This window comes from Arthrobacter sp. 135MFCol5.1, from assembly GCF_000374865.1.
In the GTDB taxonomy this organism is placed as follows: domain Bacteria; phylum Actinomycetota; class Actinomycetes; order Actinomycetales; family Micrococcaceae; genus Arthrobacter.
This window is the reverse complement of record NZ_KB895454.1, coordinates 140,285-158,374: the sequence shown is the minus strand read 5'-3', so window position 1 is coordinate 158,374 and position 18,090 is coordinate 140,285. Positions and strand designations below refer to the sequence as shown.

16 protein-coding genes are annotated in these 18,090 nt (G+C 66.4%); 6 read left to right on the top strand and 10 right to left on the bottom strand.

Annotated features, from left to right (window positions below; all coding sequences use genetic code 11):
• Positions 1–49 precede the first annotated feature (49 nt).
• Positions 50–1,255, bottom strand: coding sequence for a glycogen synthase (gene glgA / locus C563_RS0106925; RefSeq protein WP_026264462.1), 1,206 nt, complete (start codon positions 1,253–1,255; stop codon positions 50–52).
• 101 nt (positions 1,256–1,356) lie between these two features.
• On the opposite strand from glgA, the gene glgC reads away from it, so the two are divergent.
• The 3 genes from glgC to C563_RS0106910 all read left to right on the top strand — a co-directional run bounded on the left by glgC (position 1,357) and on the right by C563_RS0106910 (position 4,797).
• Positions 1,357–2,769, top strand: a complete 1,413-nt coding sequence (gene glgC, locus C563_RS0106920; protein ID WP_018761312.1) for a glucose-1-phosphate adenylyltransferase — start codon at positions 1,357–1,359, stop codon at positions 2,767–2,769.
• 87 nt (positions 2,770–2,856) lie between these two features.
• Complete coding sequence (locus C563_RS0106915) at positions 2,857–4,308, top strand: SDR family NAD(P)-dependent oxidoreductase (protein WP_018761311.1); 1,452 nt, start codon at positions 2,857–2,859, stop codon at positions 4,306–4,308.
• Between the two features lie 18 nt (positions 4,309–4,326).
• Positions 4,327–4,797: a pyridoxamine 5'-phosphate oxidase family protein gene (locus C563_RS0106910; protein ID WP_026264461.1), complete on the top strand. Its 471-nt coding sequence runs from the start codon at positions 4,327–4,329 to the stop codon at positions 4,795–4,797.
• Between the two features lie 47 nt (positions 4,798–4,844).
• Here the strand turns inward: C563_RS0106910 and C563_RS0106905 are convergent, their stop codons facing one another.
• Genes C563_RS0106905 through C563_RS0106895 form a run of 3 tightly spaced genes read right to left on the bottom strand, consistent with a single transcriptional unit; the run spans position 4,845 to position 8,236 of the window.
• Positions 4,845–5,696: a transglutaminase family protein gene (locus C563_RS0106905; protein ID WP_018761309.1), complete on the bottom strand. Its 852-nt coding sequence runs from the start codon at positions 5,694–5,696 to the stop codon at positions 4,845–4,847.
• A complete protein-coding gene (locus C563_RS0106900; RefSeq protein WP_018761308.1) occupies positions 5,693–6,619 on the bottom strand; it encodes an alpha-E domain-containing protein in 927 nt (308 codons plus the stop codon). The genes C563_RS0106905 and C563_RS0106900 overlap by 4 nt, the downstream gene beginning before the upstream one ends.
• Before the next feature lie 60 nt (positions 6,620–6,679).
• On the bottom strand, positions 6,680–8,236 hold the full coding sequence (locus C563_RS0106895) for a circularly permuted type 2 ATP-grasp protein (RefSeq protein WP_018761307.1): 1,557 nt from the start codon (positions 8,234–8,236) through the stop codon (positions 6,680–6,682).
• A gap of 179 nt (positions 8,237–8,415) precedes the next feature.
• Between C563_RS0106895 and C563_RS0106890 the strand changes: the two genes are divergently transcribed.
• Both C563_RS0106890 and pepN read left to right on the top strand, forming a co-directional pair.
• Complete coding sequence (locus tag C563_RS0106890; protein WP_018761306.1) at positions 8,416–9,408, top strand: YeiH family protein; 993 nt, start codon at positions 8,416–8,418, stop codon at positions 9,406–9,408.
• Positions 9,409–9,441: 33 nt separating this feature from the next.
• Positions 9,442–12,078, top strand: coding sequence for an aminopeptidase N (gene pepN, locus C563_RS0106885; RefSeq protein WP_018761305.1), 2,637 nt, complete (start codon positions 9,442–9,444; stop codon positions 12,076–12,078).
• Positions 12,079–12,089: 11 nt separating this feature from the next.
• Here pepN and C563_RS0106880 read toward each other — a convergent pair whose 3' ends face one another.
• The 5 genes from C563_RS0106880 to C563_RS0106860 form a co-directional block, all read right to left on the bottom strand.
• Positions 12,090–13,184, bottom strand: a complete 1,095-nt coding sequence (locus tag C563_RS0106880) for a lipoyl protein ligase domain-containing protein (protein WP_018761304.1) — start codon at positions 13,182–13,184, stop codon at positions 12,090–12,092.
• Positions 13,185–13,281: 97 nt separating this feature from the next.
• Positions 13,282–13,539, bottom strand: coding sequence for a type B 50S ribosomal protein L31 (locus tag C563_RS0106875; RefSeq protein WP_018761303.1), 258 nt, complete (start codon positions 13,537–13,539; stop codon positions 13,282–13,284).
• 164 nt (positions 13,540–13,703) lie between these two features.
• Positions 13,704–14,513 carry a TrmH family RNA methyltransferase gene (locus tag C563_RS0106870; RefSeq protein WP_018761302.1) on the bottom strand — a complete coding sequence of 270 codons (810 nt, stop codon included), beginning with the start codon at positions 14,511–14,513 and terminating at the stop codon, positions 13,704–13,706.
• Between the two features lie 7 nt (positions 14,514–14,520).
• Complete coding sequence (locus C563_RS0106865) at positions 14,521–15,306, bottom strand: sulfite exporter TauE/SafE family protein (RefSeq protein ID WP_018761301.1); 786 nt, start codon at positions 15,304–15,306, stop codon at positions 14,521–14,523.
• 20 nt (positions 15,307–15,326) lie between these two features.
• A complete protein-coding gene (locus C563_RS0106860) occupies positions 15,327–16,112 on the bottom strand; it encodes an ABC transporter ATP-binding protein (protein WP_018761300.1) in 786 nt (261 codons plus the stop codon).
• A gap of 123 nt (positions 16,113–16,235) precedes the next feature.
• On the opposite strand from C563_RS0106860, the gene serB reads away from it, so the two are divergent.
• Positions 16,236–17,129 (top strand): phosphoserine phosphatase SerB, encoded by an 894-nt coding sequence (serB, locus tag C563_RS0106855; RefSeq protein ID WP_026264458.1) that lies wholly within the window; start codon positions 16,236–16,238, stop codon positions 17,127–17,129.
• A 73-nt stretch (positions 17,130–17,202) separates the two neighbouring features.
• Here serB and C563_RS0106850 read toward each other — a convergent pair whose 3' ends face one another.
• Positions 17,203–17,955, bottom strand: a complete 753-nt coding sequence (locus C563_RS0106850) for an SDR family oxidoreductase (RefSeq protein WP_018761298.1) — start codon at positions 17,953–17,955, stop codon at positions 17,203–17,205.
• Between the last annotated feature and the right edge of the window lie 135 nt (positions 17,956–18,090).

Below are 18,090 nucleotides of genomic sequence, written 5' to 3'. Positions count from 1 at the left end.
GCTCCCCTTCCACGGGGGCGGCGCCGTCGTCGTTTTCTGCGTGGAACGCTCAGCTGGTGGCGGGCAGCACCGAACGGTAGACCTCAAGGGTGGTCTCGGTGATGGATTCCCAGGAGAAGTGTTTTTCGGCACGTTCCCGGCCGGCCTGTCCCATGGCGCGGGCACGCTCGGGATCTGACACCACTTCGGTGAGGGCTGCTGCGAACTCCTTGACGAACTTCTCCGGATCCAGCGGCGTTCCGGTACCGTCGGTCACCTGCTCCAGGTCCACCAGGAGCCCGGTCGTGCCGTGCTCCACCACTTCGGGGATGCCGCCGGTGGCGCTGGCCACCACGGCTGCCCCGCAGGCCATCGCCTCAAGGTTGACGATCCCGAGGGGTTCGTAGATGGAGGGGCACGCGAACGCTGTGGCGTGGCTGAGCACCTGGATCAGCTCATGGCGCGGCAGCATCCGCTCGATGAGGACAACGCCCGTGCGCTGCTTCTGCAGGTCCTCGATCAGTGCGGCGGTTTCCGCTGCCAGCTCGGGGGTGTCGGCCGCGCCCAGGCACAGGACCAGCTGAACGTCGGCGGGAAGCTTCGCGGCGGCCCGCAGGAGATAGGGGACGCCCTTTTGCCGCGTGTTTCTTCCCACAAAAACGACGCTTGGTTTGGCTGGATCGATGCCCAGGGCGCGGACGGCGTCGTCATTCTCGTCACGCTGCCACAGCGCAACATCGATGCCGTTGTGGACCACCCGGACCTTCTCCGGGTCCACGTTGGGGTAGCTGCGCAGGATGTCCTGCCGCATGCCCTCCGAAACGGCGATGATGGCGGCCGCAGCTTCGTACGCCGTCTTCTCCACCCAGGACGAAAGGGCGTAGCCACCGCCGAGCTGCTCAGCCTTCCAAGGACGCAGCGGCTCGAGGCTGTGGGCACTGAGAACGTGCGGAATTCCGTGAAGCAGCGACGCCAGATGCCCCGCCATGTTGGCGTACCAGGTGTGCGAATGGACCACGTCGGCGCCTTGGACATCCGGCACGATGCGGAGGTCCACGCCCAGGGTCTGGACCGCGGCATTGGCCCCGCCGAGGTCCTCCGGCACCTGGTAGGACGTCACCGTCGCCCCGTGGTAGTCAGCGTCGCGCGGCGCCCCGAAAGCACGAACCTGCAGGTCAACATGCTTACTAAGCACCCTGCTCAATTCGGCGACGTGCACCCCGGCGCCACCGTAGATCTCCGGCGGAAACTCTTTAGTCACAATGTCTATACGCACAAGACCCAAGGTAGTCCTTCACGCATAACTGTTCTAGTGTGAAGGAGTCCGGGTGCACCGGACTGTCTTGGGAGTTACGAAGGCGTACAGGAGCGACCACCATGCCGTTAAATAAGAAAGTCCTGGCCATTGTCCTCGCAGGCGGCGAGGGAAACAGGCTGATGCCACTGACGGCAGACCGGGCCAAACCCGCCGTCCCCTTTGCCGGCAGCTACCGCCTTATCGATTTCGCGTTATCCAACCTTGTGAATTCCCGCTACCTGCAGATTGTCGTCCTGACCCAGTACAAGTCGCACAGCCTTGACCGCCACATCTCTGAGACCTGGCGCATGTCCACCCAGTTGGGCAACTACATCGCTTCCGTTCCCGCCCAGCAGCGCGTGGGCAAGAGCTGGTTCCTTGGCAGCGCCAACGCCATCTACCAATCCCTGAACCTCATCCATGACGCCAACCCCGACATCGTCGTCGTGGTCGGCGCGGACCACGTCTACCGCATGGACTTCGCCCAGATGGTGGCCCAGCACGTCCACAGCGGCGCCAAGGCCACGGTCGCGGCCGTACGGCAGCCGCTGCACATGGCCGATCAGTTCGGCGTCATCGAAGTGGACCAGAACGACTCCCAGAAGATCGCCGCGTTCGTCGAAAAGCCGGCCAGCACGCCGGGCCTGGCCGCGGACCCGTCCCAGTTCCTGGCCTCCATGGGCAACTACGTATTCGACGCTGACGCCCTGGTGGCAGCCCTGCATGTGGATGCCGAGCGGCTGGACACCAAACACGACATGGGCGGCGACATCATCCCCTACTTCGTCAACCGTGGTGAAGCCGGTGTCTACGACTTCACGCTCAACGACATTCCCGGCTCCACCGACCGTGACCGCACCTACTGGCGCGACGTGGGCACCATCGACTCCTTCTACGATGCCCACATGGACCTCATCTCCCCGATGCCGGTGTTCAACCTCTACAACTCCGAGTGGCCCATCTACACCCGGCAAAGCATCTCGCCGCCCGCGAAGTTTGTCCGGGGCGACAACAACACGGTGGGAACGGCCCTGGACTCGATCGTGGCCAGCGGCGTGGTCATCTCCGGCGGCATCGTTGAAGGCTCCGTCCTTTCCAACGACGTCTACGTGGCCACGAGCGCCAGGATCACGGACTCGGTCCTGATGGACAAGGTTCAGGTTGGAGCGGGCGCCGTGATCAACCGGGCCATCCTGGACAAGAATGTCAAGGTGCCGGCAGGGGCTGCCATCGGCCTGGACCCGGACCTGGACCGGGCGCGTGGTTTCAAGGTCACCGAATCTGGCATCACCGTCCTGGCCAAAGGCCAGCAGGTACCGGAACCCGGCGACGACGAACGGCAGCTGGCCGCCCAACACCTGGGGCTCATGCCAAACGCCGTCAAGGCTGCGGCTGACCGGTACCCCGAGGTCCGCGAGACCGTGGGCAAGGTGGCCGGAACGCACGCGGCCGCCGCGGCGCAGGCCTCACCGGACGGCGCCAGGGTCTCCTGACCTAGTACTGACGGCAAGAGCATACGGCGCGGGCCGGAGCACCTGGACGGTCCTCCGGCCCGCGCCGTACGCTGTAAAATTTGGCTAATGAGCTCCCCCGATCTGACCCCTGAGGAAATCCAGGCCTGCCTCAAGGTCCTGAATACGATCCACGCGTACGACGAGGAGCACCCCGACTACGTTTCGGTGCGCCGCGCCACCGGCAAGATGTTCAAGGCCGTCAAGCGCCACCGCAGGGTCACCAAGCGCGATTCCATTGCCGAAGCCGACCGGGCAGTCATCGCCCAGACCGCCACCGCTGCCCCGGACCGGATCGACGACGAAACCCGCGGCAACAAACTGGCTCCGTCCGCCACCGGAAACATCGCCGGCCACCTCATCCGGTCACGCCCGTGCTACATCTGCAAGCAGCATTACACCCAGGTGGATGCCTTTTACCATCAGCTCTGCCCCGAATGCGCGGCCTTCAGCCACAGCAAGCGCGACGCACGCGTTGACCTCACCGGCCGGCGTGCGCTGCTCACCGGCGGCCGCGCCAAGATCGGGATGTACATTGCCCTCCGGCTGCTCCGGGACGGTGCCCATACCACCATCACCACCCGCTTCCCCAAGGACGCCGCCCGCCGGTTCGCCGCCATGGAGGACAGCGCCGACTGGCTGCACCGGCTCCGGATCGTCGGCATCGATCTCCGTGATCCGGCCCAGGTGATGGCATTGACCGATTCGCTGGACGAGGCCGGGCCGCTGGACATCATCATTAACAACGCGGCGCAGACCGTCCGCCGGTCAGGCAACGCCTACAAGCCGCTGGTGGATGCCGAGGATGAGCCGTTGCCCCCAGCCCTGGAACACGCCAACGGTGGTCCCGAGTTGCTGACCTTCGGCCACGCCCATGACAAGCACCCCCTGGCCCTGGCCGGCAGCGTGACCGAACACCCGGTCCTGGCCGGCGATGCGATCACGTCGCTCGCCCTGTCCACCGGCTCGGCGTCACTGGAACGGATTGCGTCCGGGACGGCCATCGACGCCGGGGGGCTGGTCCCGGACCTGGCCACCATCAACAGCTGGACCCAGGTGGTGGACGAAGTGGATCCGCTGGAAATGCTCGAAGTCCAGCTCTGCAATGTCACGGCCCCGTTCCTGCTGGTCAGCCGCCTTCGCGGGGCCATGAAACGGTCCACGGCGCGACGAAAGTACATCGTGAACGTCTCCGCCATGGAAGGCCAGTTCTCCCGGGCCTACAAGGGGCCGGGACACCCGCACACCAACATGGCCAAGGCAGCGCTGAACATGATGACCCGCACCAGCGCCCAGGAGATGCTGCACACCGACGGCATCCTGATGACGGCCGTGGACACCGGGTGGATCACCGACGAACGGCCCCACTTCACCAAGGTCCGGCTCATGGAGGAAGGCTTCCACGCTCCCCTGGACCTGGTGGACGGCGCGGCCCGCGTCTATGATCCGATCGTCATGGGCGAAAACGGTGAGGACCAGTACGGTGTCTTCCTCAAGGACTACAAGCCCAGCCCCTGGTGATGGGCGTATGCTCACGGCATGAGCAACGAGTCATCAACCCAAGTGGAGAACCTGGAACACCACGATTGCTGGGCATTGCTGCGGACCGTCTCCGTGGGCAGGCTCGCGGTACTGGTGGACGGGCGGCCGGACATTTTTCCGGTCAACTACACAGTGGACGGGGGCACCCTGGTGTTCCGCACCGGCCAGGGCACCAAGCTCTCCGCCGCAACCGGTGAGGACGCCGCCGTCGCCGTGGAGGCAGACGGCGTGGACCCGGCCACTGGCCTGGCGTGGAGCGTGGTGATCAAGGGGACCGCCGCACTGGTCACCAGCACCGAGGAGGTCCTCGATACCTCCCGCCTCTACCTGTTCCCCTGGCAGGCAGGACGCAAGGATGCGTTCGTGCGCGTCACCCCGGAGTCCATGACCGGGCGCCGCTTCAAAGTCACCGATCCGATGACCTGGTGGACGCAGATCAGCAGTTCGGCCAGGTCAGCACCGGAATAGGACGACGCCGGCACCTCCCCCGGCCGCGAGGGCCGGGGGCGCCGTGGTCAGGCGAGCTGGGTGATCTCGACGCTTACGTTGAGGGCGGACCCGCCACCGCCGGACAGGATGCCCTTCAGCGGAGGCACGTCGCGGTAGTCCCGGCCACGCGCCACCGTGACGTGGAAGTCCCCGGCCGGTTTGTGGTTGGTGGGGTCCCAGCTGCGCCAGTCCCCGTCCCACCATTCCAGCCAGGCGTGCGACTGCCCGGCCACGGTTTCGCCGATCCCGGCACTGGACCGCGGGTGCAGGTAGCCGGAAACATACCGGGCCGGAATGCCGCAGCTCCGCAGTGCACCGATGGCAAGGTGGGCCAAGTCCTGGCAGACACCCTGGCGCTGGCCCCAGGCCTCTTCCGCATTGGTGGTGACGGCGGTGGAGCCGGACATATACGTCATCTCGCCCCGCATCCAGGCAAAGACCGCCATGGCCGCCTCGTGCGGGTTCTTGCCGGCCACCACGCCGGGAACGATGCCCAGGACTTCCTCACCGGGGCCGCTCAGCCGGGACTGCGGCAGCCAGTCGCTGAACGTGTTCAGGGTGTCCGGCGACGCCAGGACGTCCCAGCCCACGATGTCCGCCTCGGTGGGGATCTTTTCCGCCCGGTGCACCTCCACAGTGATGTTGGAGACCACTTCGAGGTTGTCGTGCGGCATCTGCATGTCAAAGGCCGTCACCCGGGTGCCCCAGTAGTCACGGTAGGTGCTGACGGCTGCCTGGGACGGGGACACCTTGACCACGGATTCCAGCACTACCTGCTGGGAGTCCGTCAGCGGCGTCATCCGGGCTTCGTTGTAGGACAGCGTCACCCGCTTGTTGTATTTGTAGGCCGTCCTGTGGACGATGCTCAACCGGGTCATGACACTTCTCCCACCCAGGCAAGTTCGTCCGCCTGATTGAAGTACTTACGGGAAATGGCATCCGAGGCCTGGGAAACCGCCTTCTGCACCCGCTCCATGTGCTCTGGCAGTTCGGACATGAGGTCATCCGTCCGGTGGAACTCGAGGAAGGTCCGGGCCTGGCCAACGATGCGGCGGGCGTCGTTGATGAAGCCAACCCGCTGCGCGGACGGATCCAGCTTGGCAAGGCACTCGTCGGCGTCGCGCAGCGCGTAGACAATCGACCGCGGGAACAACCGGTCCAGGAGCAGGAATTCGGCCGCGTGCTGGTCGCCGAACGCTGCCCGCCGGGTCCGCAGGAACGATTCGTAGGCACCGGCGCAGCGGAGCATGTTGACCCAGGACATGCCCGCAGAGAGCACGTCGCGGGTCGAGAGCATCCGGGCCGTCATGTCGGCGCGTTCCAGGGATCGGCCCAGGACCAGGAAGAGCCAGCTTTCGTCGTGGCTGACCGTGGTGTCGGCCAGGCCGCTGACCATGGCCGTCCGCTCCAGGGTCCAGTTGCAGAAGCGGTATGTGCCCACCACATCCTTGCGGTGCTGGCTGAGCCCGTAGTACGTGGTGTTCAGGCTCTCCCACAAACCGGACGAGACGGTTTCCCTTGCACGGCGGGCGTTTTCCCGGGCTGCCCCGAGGGACCCGGCGATGGACGTGGCGCTCGTCTTGTCGTAGGCCAGGGCGTGCAGCAGTTCGGGCAGGCCAAAGTCTTCGCTTTGCGGCCGGGCTCCCATTACCGCCAGGAGTTCCTGGGCAACGCTTCGGCGTTCCTCCATCGGGAGGTGGTTCAGGCGCTCCAGGTGCACGTCGAGGATGCGGGCGGTGCCGTCCGCCCGCTCCACATAGCGGCCGATCCAAAACAAGGACTCGGCAATACGGCTAAGCATTCGCGGCTACCTCCTGCGCGTCCGGAACGTTGAAAGAAAAATGCCCGACGGCGGCGCGGCTCACTGCTGCTGCTCCGACTGGCGGTCCCGCCAGTTGCTTTCCACGGGCCACACGGAGACCCGCTCGCGGACCGTGACCGACTGGCGGGGAACAGTTTCCACCGGCATCTGGGGTGAATCGGCGAGGACCCAGGTGTCCTTGGATCCGCCGCCCTGGCTGGAATTGACGATCAGGGACCCTTCCTTCAGCGCCACCCGGGTGAGCCCGCCGGGGAGCACCCAGACATTCTCGCCGTCGTTCACGGCAAAGGGCCTCAGGTCCACGTGCCGGGGACCGAATTTGTCCCCGCCGAGGGTGGGAACGGTGGATAGCTGCAGCACGGGCTGGGCGATCCAGCCGCGCGGATCTGCGATGATCCGCTGGCGGAGGGCGTCCAGTTCATCCTTGGAAGCGTCCGGGCCGATGACCAGTCCTTTGCCGCCGGACCCGTCCACCGGCTTGACCACCAGTTCGGCAAGGTTGTCCAGGGTGTACTCCCTGGCTTCCTTCTCCTCGAGGCGGAAGGTGTCCACGTTCGCGATGATGGGTTCCTCGCTGAGGTAGTAGCGGATCAGGTCAGGGACGTAACTGTAAACCAGTTTGTCGTCCGCCACGCCATTGCCCACGGCATTGGCGATGGTGACGCCGCCGGCGCGGGCGGCGTTGACCAGGCCGGGGCAGCCGAGCATGGAATCGGAGCGGAATTGCAGCGGGTCCAGGAAGTCGTCGTCGATCCGCTTGTAGATGACGTCCACGCGCTGTTCGCCCGCGGTGGTGCGCATGTAGACACGGTTGCCGCGGCAGATGAGGTCGCGGCCTTCCACCAGTTCCACGCCCATGAGCCCGGCCAGGAGCGTGTGTTCGAAGTAGGCGCTGTTGAACACGCCGGGGGTGAGGACGACGACGGTGGGGTCGTCGACGCCGGCCGGCGCGGTCTTGCGCAGGGCCGAGAGCAGCCGGCGGGGATACTCCTCGACGGGCCTGATGAGCTGCTGGCCGAAGGCTTCGGGCAGGCCCTTGGCCATCGCGCGCCGGTTCTCCAGCACATAGCTCACGCCGGAGGGAACACGCACGTTGTCCTCCAGGACGCGGAACGTGCCGGCGGCGTCGCGGACGACGTCGATGCCGGAAATGTGGACCCGGACCCCGCCGGCCGGTTCAAAGCCGTGGACCTGGCGGTGGAAGTGTGCACTGGTTGTCACGAGCTGGCGCGGGATGACGCCGTCGGAGACCACCGTCATCTTGTCGTAGACGTCGTTCAGGAAAGCCTCGAGGGCGCGCACACGCTGGGCGACGCCGCGTTCCAGGACGCTCCACTCGGCGGCCGGGATGACGCGGGGAACGATGTCCAGCGGAAAGGGCCGTTCCTCGCCCGCGTAGTCGAACGTGACACCGCGGTCCAGGAAGGTGCGGGCCATCGAGTCCGCGCGCGCACTCACGTCCGCCAGCGAGAGCTTCCGGAGGGCGTCCGCCACCTGCCCGTACGAGTCCCTGGCCTGCTGGCCGGGGGCGAACATCTCGTCGTAGGCCCCGGTGCGGCCCGCGGCCTCGGAGTAATCCTGGAATAGGTCTGACATGTTCAATAGCCAACCATCTTTTTGTTTCGAATTCATTACTGCCATCCATTCTGGCGTGTTGGCACCGATGGCCCGGTTCGTACTTTACGGGCCTCTTCGGGCACAGTAGGTGAGTGCCAGACAGCAGAAGCCTCCCAGCGCCGGGCCGCGGCGGTTCCCGTCGCCCGCTGGTCCGGCTCATGGCAGGCATACTGACCGCGGCAGCCGCCGTTGCCGCCGCATTTCTCGTGCACGGACTGGTTCCTGCCCTGCCGGCCATGACCGTTGCCGTGGTCCTGGGCGTCCTCGCCGCCAACCTGCCGGGATCGGGAGCGTGGACGGCCGGCCGTGCCAGGCCGGGTCTGGATTTCGCCGGCAAGCACCTGATGCGCGGCGGGATCGTGGTCCTGGGCCTGAAGGTCAGCGTCATGGACGTCCTGGGCCTGGGCTGGCCGGCGCTGGTCCTGATCGTGGGCGTCGTGGCTGCCAGTTTCGGCGGGACCTACGCGATCTCCCGCCTGTTCCGCCTGCCGCCGGTGACAGCGCTGCTGGTGGCCACCGGGTTCTCCATCTGCGGCGCCTCGGCAATCGGCGCCATGGCCGCCGTCCGCCGCATCCGGCACGCGGATACGGTCCTGCCGGTGGCCCTGGTGACCCTCTGCGGAACCCTGGCCATTGGTGTCCTTCCCCTGCTTTCCCATCCGCTGGGGCTTTCCGCGGCCGTCTTCGGCGCCTGGACGGGTGCCTCGGTGCACGACGTCGGCCAGGTGGTGGCCACGGCGCAAACCGCCGGCACCGCGGCGCTGGCGATCGCCGTCGTCGTCAAGCTCACCCGGGTCCTGCTGCTGGCCCCGGTTGCCGCGCTGGCGGGGGCGCACCACCGCAGCGGCGCCCGGCCCCCGGCCGGGCCGGACGGTTCCACCGCGAAAAGGCCGCCGCTGGTGCCGTTGTTTGTCCTGGGGTTCGTTGCCATGGTGGCGCTCCGGTCAACGGGTTGGCTGGGTCCCGGCTGGCTCGAGGCCGGTGCCACCCTGCAGGACATCCTCCTGGGCGCGGCCTTGTTCGGGCTGGGCTCTGCGGTGCGGATCCGCACCCTGCTGCATACGGGCGGGCCGGCGCTCCTCGCGGCGCTCGCCTCCTGGCTCCTGATTGCCGTGCTGGGCCTTGCAGCCGCCTTCGTGATCGCGGGCTGAGTCAATCAAACGGCACCATGATTAGATAGCCGGGTGTCACATGAGAATCTGCAGCGCCGCGAAGCCGCTGAACGTTCAGTCCTGATCAGCACCACCAGTTACGACATCTCGCTGGATGTGCGGCAAGCGGCGGATCCGGCCGTCGCAGGGTACACGAGCCGCAGCGTCATCAACTTCACGGCTTCAGAGCCCGGCGCCAGCACGTTCCTGGATTTCATCGGCGGCGAAGTGCACAGCGTGTTCCTCAACGGCAAGGGCCTGCCGGTGGCGGAGGTGGTGGATGGCGCCCGGATCCGGCTGGACAACCTGCGGGCCGAGAACCAGGTGACCGTTACCGGCACGGCGTTGTACAGCCGCTCGGGCGAAGGCATGCACCGCTTCGTGGATCCGGCCGACGGCCAGTGCTACCTCTACACCCAGTACGAGCCGGCCGACGCCCGCCGGGTCTTCGCCAACTTCGAGCAGCCGGACCTCAAAGCCGCCTACACCTTCCATGTGACGGCGCCGGCCCACTGGCAGGTGGCATCCAACGGGGCAGAGGTGAACCGCACCCTGCTCACCAGCGATCCGGCTACCGCCCGGTGGGACTTCGCCACCACGCTGCCCCTGTCCACGTACATCACCACGGTCCTCGCCGGCCCCTACTTCAAGGCAGAAGACCGCTGGGAGGCAACGCTCGACGACGGCACCCGGCTGGACGTGCCGCTCGCCCTCTACTGCCGGGCGTCCATGGCGGCGTCCTTTGACCCGGAGGCGCTGTTCGGGCTCACCAAGGCAGGCCTGGACTTCTTCAACCGCCTCTTCGACTTCCCCTACCCTTGGGGGAAGTACGACCAGGCATTCGTGCCCGAGTACAACCTGGGCGCCATGGAAAATCCCGGCCTGGTCACCTTCACGGAAAGCTACGTCTTCACGTCCCGCGCCACGGATGCGCAGTACCAGGCCCGGGCCAACACCCTGATGCACGAGATGGCGCACATGTGGTTCGGCGACCTGGTGACCATGCAGTGGTGGGACGATCTTTGGCTCAAGGAGTCGTTCGCCGACTACATGGGCACCCTGGGCGTGGACCAGGCCACCGGCTGGGGCACCGCCTGGGTCAACTTCGCCAACAAGCGCAAGGCCTGGGCCTATGTGCAGGACCAGCTCCCCACTACCCACCCGATCGTGGCGGACATCCCCGACCTCGAAGCCGCCAAGCAGAACTTCGACGGCATTACCTACGCCAAGGGCGCCTCGGTGCTGAAGCAGCTGGTGGCCTACGTCGGCTTTGACGCCTTCATCGCCGGATCGCGGGAGTATTTCCGCAACCACGCCTATGGAAACACCACGCTGGCCGATCTCCTTGAGGCCCTGCAGGCCGCTTCCGGCCGGGATTTGACCGGTTGGGCCCACCAGTGGCTGCAGACCTCCGGGATCTCCACCTTGTCCGTTCAGGTAGGCGCCGGCGGTTCCGGCGACGGCCTGCCGGCAGGGGTGGCCATCGTCCAGGAAGCAGTGGACCCGGCCACCGGACGCGAAGAGCTGCGGCCGCACCGCCTTCGGGTCGGCTCCTACGATTTCGACGGCGAGGGCGCGCTGGTCCGGACCGGGAGCTTTGAGACCGACGTGGCGGGCGCCAGGACGGAACTCCCCCAGCTTGCCGCACAGCCACGGCCTGCCCTCATCCTGGTCAACGATGACGACCTGACGTACGCCAAGGTACGGCTGGACCCGGACTCCCTGGCGACTGTCCGCGCCGCCCTGGACCGGATCACCGACCCCATGGCCCGCGCCCTCTGCTGGACGGCCTTGTGGAACTCTGCCCGCGACGCGCAAAGCCCAGCCGCCCTCTATGTGGACGCCGTAGCAGCGTTTGCCCCCGCCGAGACCGGAATCGGCGTCCTGTTGAACGTCCTCGACAACGCGGCCACCGCCGTCGAACACTATGTCCCGCCGGCAGCCAGGGACTCGGTCCGCGCGTCCTTCCTCGCCACCGCGGCAACCGAACTGGACCGGGCCACACCGGGGTCAGACCAGCAACTGGCCTGGGCGCGGACCTTGGCGGGCTTCAGCAGGCACGATCCCGCCCTGCTCCCGCGGCTCCGCGGCCTGCTGGACGGCTCAGCTCCCGTGCCAGGCCTGGCCGTCGACGCTGAACTGCGCTGGCAGCTGTGGCACGCGCTGGCCGCCAACGGACAGGCCACCGCCGCCGAACTCGATGCCGAACTCGCCCGGGACACCACGGCCTCCGGCCGCGCCGGCCACGCAACGGCGATGGCGGCCCGTCCCGAAGCCGACGTGAAAGCGGCAGCCTGGGACGCCGCCGTGAAGAAAGACGAGCTTTCCAACCAGTTGCTGTCAGCCACCATCAATGGTTTCAGCACGGCACCGGCACAGTTGCTTGACCCGTACGTCGGCCCGTACTTCGATTGCCTGCGGACCGTTTGGGCTGAGCGGAGCATCGAAATCGCCAGCCGGATCGTGCGCGGGCTCTACCCGTCATCGCAGGACTTGGCGCAGGGCGCGGCTCCTGAACAGCATGCAGTGGTCCGGCGGACGGATGACTGGCTGGCGGCCAACGGGGATGCACCGCGAGCCCTGCGCCGGATCATCATCGAACAGCGAAGCCACCTGGTGCGGGCGCTCACGGCGCAGGCCGCCGGCGTTTCGTCATCGGTCGGCGGGTAACCGCCGTGAGGCTACGGAACCCGGTAGAGCCACTCCTCGGTGCCGAATTTCGCAGCCACGCGTTCCTCGGCGGCTGCGAGCTCGTGCCCGGCCAGCTGTGACGGGGCGGCCCCGTAGCGCTCGCTGAACACCTCGATCATGGCTTCGATGATCGCCATCCGGGCAAGGCCCGTCTGCCGGCGGAGCGGATCGACGCGCTTCTTTGCGCTGCGGGTGCCCTTGTCAGAGAGTTTTTCCTTGCCGATCCGCAGCACCTCGACCATCTTGTCGGCGTCGATGTCATAGCTCATGGTCACGTGGTGCAGCATTCCCCCGTTGGCCAGGCGTTTTTGCGCGGCGCCGCCGATCTTTCCCTGATCCGTGGCGATGTCGTTGAGAGGGACGTAGAAGGCGTTGATACCGAGCTTCTCCAGTGCCGCCATGACCCAGGCGTCCAGGAACGGGTAGGAGTCGGCGAAGCTCAGCCCGTCCACCAGCGTCTGCGGCAGGTAGAGCGAGTACGTGATGCAGTTGCCGGCTTCCATGAACATCGCGCCGCCGCCGCTGATCCGCCGCACCACGTTGATGCCGTGCTTGGCCACGCCGTCGGGATCCACCTCGTTCTGGACGGACTGGAAGCTGCCGATCACCACGGACGGTTCCTGCCAGTCCCAGAACCGCAGGGTGGGAGTCCGCTCCCCCGCTCCGACGGCCTCGGTGAGAACCTCGTCCAGGGCAACGTTGATTTCCGTGGGGAGCACCGTGGGCGCAATGACGTTCCAGTGGTGGTCCGTCCAGGAGGTCGCCTTGGCAAGCGCGCGGCGGACCGTCACGGCCACGGCGTCGGCCGAAAAGCCGAACAGGACGGCCCCGGCCGGGAGGGCGGCCGTGACGGCAGCAGCAAGGTCCGCGGCCGTCGTCGTCTCCGGCAGTCCGGTCAATGCCCGGTTGATGTCTTCCAGGGCTTCGTCGGGTTCGAGAAAGAAGTCGCCGCTGACGGAGACCTCCGCCAGAGCCCCGTCCTCGACGGAAAGGTCGACCACGACGAGCTTGCCGCCCGGGACCTTGTATTCGCCGTGCAGTCGCGGGGTGCCGGCAGGATCAGTGGCAGGAAAGGGCTGGCTCATGCTTCCCATCCTGCCCCAAAAAACGGGTGCACGGTTAAAGCAGAACGCCCGCACCGTTTCCGGTGCGGGCGTCCAGCAACAAGCTTGGGCGAAGGAATTACTTCTTGCCGCCGAAGCCCTTGAAGCGAGCGTTGAAGCGCTCGACGCGGCCTGCGGAGTCCATGATGCGCTGCTTGCCCGTGTAGAACGGGTGGGACTCGGACGAGATTTCGACGTCGATGACCGGGTAGGTGTTGCCGTCTTCCCACTCGATGGTCTTGGAGGAAGACACGGTGGAGCGGGTCAGGAACTTCGTGCCGGAGGCCAGGTCGTTGAAGACAACAGCTTCGTACTTCGGGTGGGTATCAGACTTCATAATTGGACCTTTGTTCGCGCAACTGGATTTTGCCAGTTGCCAGGTATGAATGGGATGGCTGGGATCTGTCGGATCAGCCGAAGCTGAAAAAGCAGGACAACCAGCTATCCATCATAGACCAAGCCGAGGGGGCTGACGAACCGGCGCCCCTGTGAAGGTGCAGGTCACCCCCGTGCGCGCAACTCCCAGAACGCCACGGCTGAGGCCGCGGCCACGTTGAGGGAATCCACGCCGTTGCGCATCGGGATTTTGACGGCGAGGTCGACGGCGGCCAGGGTGCCGGCGCTCATGCCTGCACCTTCGGTGCCGAGCACCAGGGCGAGCTTGTCCGGATTGCGGGCTGCCACGGCGTCGACGTCCTCGGCGTCCGGCGTCAGCTCCAGCGCGGCGACCGTGAATCCGTGGTCCTTGAGTACCTGCAGGTCCCCGGGCCAGTCCTGCAGGCGCGCCCAGGGCACCTGGAAGACGGTGCCCATACTGACCCGGACGCTCCGGCGGTAGAGCGGATCGCCGCACCTCGGCGAGACGAGCACCGCGTCAATATCCAAGGCTGCGGCAGAGCGGAAGATAGCGCCCACGTTGGTGTGGTCCACGATGTCCTCCAGCACGGCCACGCGGCGGGCACCGGCGAGGAGCTCCGGCAGGGGCACCGGGGCCGGGCGCTGCATCGCCGCCATCGCGCCGCGGTGGAGGTGGAAGCCGGTGATTTCCTCCAGCAACGCGGCCGAGCCAATGTACGCGGGAACGTCAGGGTAGGCCTGGAAGACGTCGTCGAGGTCCGCCATCCATTTCTCTGCCAGGAAGAATGAGCGCGGCGCATGGCCTGCCGCCAGCGCGCGGCGGAGCACCCGCGACGATTCGGCGATATACATCCCCTCGGCAGGCTCGCGGAGCTTGCGCAAGTGGACATCGGTCAGCGTGGTGTAGTCGCTTACGCGCGGGTCATCGGCGGATTCGAGGTAGTGGAAGGTCACCCGGTGATTATTTCAGCAGGTTGGCGATCATAACGCCCAGGGCCACGATGCCCAGGCTGAAGATGACCGCCCGGAGGACGCGCGGCGAGAGCTTCCGGCCCACCTTGGATCCCATCAGGCCGCCGATGGTGGAACTGACGGCGATCAGCAGCACCACCAGCCAGTTGATCCGGTCGAAGGCGAAGACCAGGTAGGAGATGGCGGCCACCATGTTCACGCCGAGGACCAGGATGTTCTTCATGGCGTTCGCGTTCTGGATGGTCCCGGTGAGGAACACCCCGAGGATTCCTACCAGCAGGATTCCTTGTGCTGCGACGAAGTAGCCGCCGTACACGCCGGCCAGGTACACAAGCACCACCAGGAGGATCCCGTGGCGTTTGTCCCGTACGGCGTGCTCCGGATTGGCCTCGCGGTTGCGGACCCAGTCCTGGAGCCTGGGCTGGAACACCACCATCAGCAGCGCCAGTACCAGGAGCACGGGTGCGACGTAATGGAAGACCTGTTCGGGCAGGTGCAGCAGCAGCCAGGCCCCGGTGATCCCGCCGAGGACCGACGCCGGCAGGAGCCGGAGCACCTGGCGTCCCCGTCCTGCGAGCTCCCGGCGGTAGCCGAACGCACCGGCCGCGGTACCGGCGACGAGTCCCATGGCGTTGCTCATGGAAGCCACGACCGGGGCCACCCCCAGGGCGATGAGGACCGGGAAGGTGACCAGGGTCCCGGAGCCAACTACTGCATTGATGGTCCCGGCCCACAGGCCGGCGATGAACACAATGATGCTGCTGAAAAATTCCACAACGGTTGGGCAGGCGTGGCTTAACGGCGCGCGGTGGCGGTGTAACGGCCCGCGTTTTCGGACACGTCCAAGGGAAGGCCGAAAGTGGTGCTCAGGTGTTCTTCGGTGAGGACCTCGGTGATGGGGCCGGCGGCCACCACGCCTCCGTCGCGGAGCAGCATGGCGTGCGTGAAGCCGGGAGGCACTTCTTCGAGGTGGTGCGTGACCAGGACCATGGCCGGAGCAGCTTCGTCGCGGGCGAGCTCGCCAAGCTTGTGCACCAGTTCTTCACGTCCCCCAAGGTCCAGGCCGGCGCCCGGCTCATCCAGCAGCAGCAGCTCGGGATCGGTCATCAGGGCGCGGGCGATCTGGACACGCTTCCGCTCCCCCTCGGACAAGGTGGCGAAGGTCCGGTTGAGCAGCGGTCCCATGCCCCAGTCGTTCAAGAGCCGGAAGGCGCGCCGTTCGTCGTCGCGCTCGTACCCTTCCCGCCAGCGTCCGGTGACGCCGTACGCCGCGGTGACCACCACGTTGAGGACGTTCTCATGCTCGGGGATCTGGGTGGCCAGGGCTGCCGATGACAGGCCAATGCGTGGCCGGAGCTCGAAGACGTCCACCCGGCCAAGGACTTCGTCAAGGATGCCTGCGGTGCCGCTGCTGGGGTGGAGCCGGGCTGCCGCAATCTGGAGGAGGGTGGTTTTGCCGGCGCCGTTCGGGCCAAGGATGACCCACCGCTCGCCTTCGTTGACCTGCCAGTCGACCTTGTCCAGCAGGGTCTTTTTACCTCGGACAACGCTGACGGAGTCCAGTTCCAGAACATCACTCATAGGAATAGACACTAGGACAAAAAAGATGATGACTGATAACCGGTGTGAAGGTCCCAGGGAACCCCGAAGGCGGGTGCGCAACGAATGCAGGGGACCTTGTTGCCGCTCGATAAGATTGCAGGCATGACTTCGAACGTGACTGCGGTCAGCTATGGCCAAAATTTGACCCCCAACGGGCTGGAGCAGCTGCGTTCCGTCCTTGCTGCACAGGGCGCCGAGGTGCTGTCCGAGACCGGCCTGGGCGATGACCGCTACCAGGTGTCCTTGGCCGAACTGGACTTTCCAGACGACACGGCGGCCGGGCTCGCGTCCCTGCGGCGGGCCGTGGCGGAGGCCGCGATCGGGGGTTTTGACACCGCTCTGGTACCGGCTGGGCTGCGCGCCGCCGAACGGAAGCTGCTGATCATGGACGTCGATTCCACCCTGATCCAGCAGGAGGTCATCGAACTCCTGGCCGCGTACGCCGGCAAGCGGGAGGAAGTTGCCGCCGTGACCGAGGCCGCCATGCGCGGCGAACTGGATTTCGCGCAGTCCCTCCACGCCCGGGTGGCTGTCCTCGCGGGGCTGCCGGCCGACGTCGTCAATTCCGTCCGCCACGAAGTGAAACTCAGCGAAGGCGCCGCCGAACTCGTTGCCGCGTTCAAGGCCGCAGGCCACGTGGTGGCTGTGGTCTCCGGTGGCTTCAACCAGATCCTCGCGCCGATCGCCGCGGACCTTGGCCTGGACTACTGGCAGGCCAACGAACTGGAAATCGTGGACGGTGCGCTGACCGGCAAGGTGCTCGGCGCGGTGGTGGACCGGGCCGCGAAGGAGAAGTACCTGCGCGAGTGGGCCGCGGCGGAGGGCATCGCCCTTGAACACACTGTTGCCGTAGGTGACGGTGCCAACGACCTGGACATGCTCGGCGCCGCCGGCATCGGCGTAGCGTTCAACGCCAAGCCGGCCGTGAGGGCGGTCGCGGATGCCGCAGTGAACATGCCGTACCTGGACGCCGTCCGCTACATCGCCGGGGTCTGAGTCCCTGTTAACCAACTGATGGGCTCCGCCTGGCGGAGCCCATCAGGGGTTTAAGGGGTACAACAGCGGGCGGCTACTGGACGCCCTTGCCGAAGTAGTCTGCGCCGCCGGCGTACTCGGTGTGGCCGGACTCGACGTCGGCAGTGGCCATGCCGGCCACAACCTGGGCGAATTCCTCCACGGAATACAGCTTCCCGGCTTCGGCGCGGCGTGCCTCGATGGCACCTGGCGTGGAGCGGTCCAGGAGCGTGGCGGTGACGGTGCCTTCGATCATGTCCCCGGAGACCACCACGAGGGAGATGCCCTTCTCCGCGAGGTTGGGGATCAGTTCCCGGAGGGCGTCCTCACCGGCGCGCTTGCTGCGGGCAACGGGCTCGTAGGCTTCCATGGTGGGAACGGTGTTGATGAAGTGGGCCTGGTGGCTGGTGACAAACACCACGCGGGAGCCTTCCCGCATGAGGGGCACGGCGGCGTTGAGCATGTTGACCTGCGCGTCACGGTTCAGTTTGAGCGCGTAGTCCTCCCCCATTCCCGTTTCCATGCCGCCGGAAGCGTTCAGGACCAGGATGTCCAGGGACCCGAAGTTTTCCATGGCCGCGCTGGCCAGCGCCTGCACGCCTTCCTGCGTGGTGAGGTCGGCACCGATGGCTACCGCCCGGCCGCCGTCAGCCTCGATTCCCTGCACCACTTTGTTGGCGCGGGGCGCCTTCTGGCGGTAGTTGACGACGACGGCGGCCCCTTCCGAGGCGAGGATCTTGGCTACGTCCGCGCCGATGCCCCGCGATGATCCGGTGACGATGGCCGTCTTGTTGTCCAGCAGTCCCATACGAGCTTCCTTTGTTCGAAACATCCAAATCGTTGTGGCCTGCAGTCCATCATGCCAGCGGCTGTTCCCAATGCCTTTGTCCGACCTCGACAAATAAGCGCCGCCGGCCTAGTTCGCTGCATGGCCGTGGGCAGG

What these genes read in the sequence shown, in the direction of transcription:
- C563_RS0106895 (WP_018761307.1), bottom strand. Translation starts at nt 8,236, where the DNA reads ATGTCAGACCTATTCCAGGATTACTCCGAGGCCGCGGGCCGCACCGGG.
- C563_RS0106910 (WP_026264461.1), top strand. Translation starts at nt 4,327, where the DNA reads ATGAGCAACGAGTCATCAACCCAAGTGGAGAACCTGGAACACCACGAT.
- C563_RS0106860 (WP_018761300.1), bottom strand. Translation starts at nt 16,112, where the DNA reads ATGAGTGATGTTCTGGAACTGGACTCCGTCAGCGTTGTCCGAGGTAAA.
- C563_RS0106875 (WP_018761303.1), bottom strand. Translation starts at nt 13,539, where the DNA reads ATGAAGTCTGATACCCACCCGAAGTACGAAGCTGTTGTCTTCAACGAC.
- C563_RS0106915 (WP_018761311.1), top strand. Translation starts at nt 2,857, where the DNA reads ATGAGCTCCCCCGATCTGACCCCTGAGGAAATCCAGGCCTGCCTCAAG.
- C563_RS0106900 (WP_018761308.1), bottom strand. Translation starts at nt 6,619, where the DNA reads ATGCTTAGCCGTATTGCCGAGTCCTTGTTTTGGATCGGCCGCTATGTG.
- C563_RS0106890 (WP_018761306.1), top strand. Translation starts at nt 8,416, where the DNA reads ATGGCAGGCATACTGACCGCGGCAGCCGCCGTTGCCGCCGCATTTCTC.
- glgC (WP_018761312.1), top strand. Translation starts at nt 1,357, where the DNA reads ATGCCGTTAAATAAGAAAGTCCTGGCCATTGTCCTCGCAGGCGGCGAG.
- C563_RS0106880 (WP_018761304.1), bottom strand. Translation starts at nt 13,184, where the DNA reads ATGAGCCAGCCCTTTCCTGCCACTGATCCTGCCGGCACCCCGCGACTG.
- serB (WP_026264458.1), top strand. Translation starts at nt 16,236, where the DNA reads ATGACTTCGAACGTGACTGCGGTCAGCTATGGCCAAAATTTGACCCCC.
- C563_RS0106905 (WP_018761309.1), bottom strand. Translation starts at nt 5,696, where the DNA reads ATGACCCGGTTGAGCATCGTCCACAGGACGGCCTACAAATACAACAAG.
- C563_RS0106850 (WP_018761298.1), bottom strand. Translation starts at nt 17,955, where the DNA reads ATGGGACTGCTGGACAACAAGACGGCCATCGTCACCGGATCATCGCGG.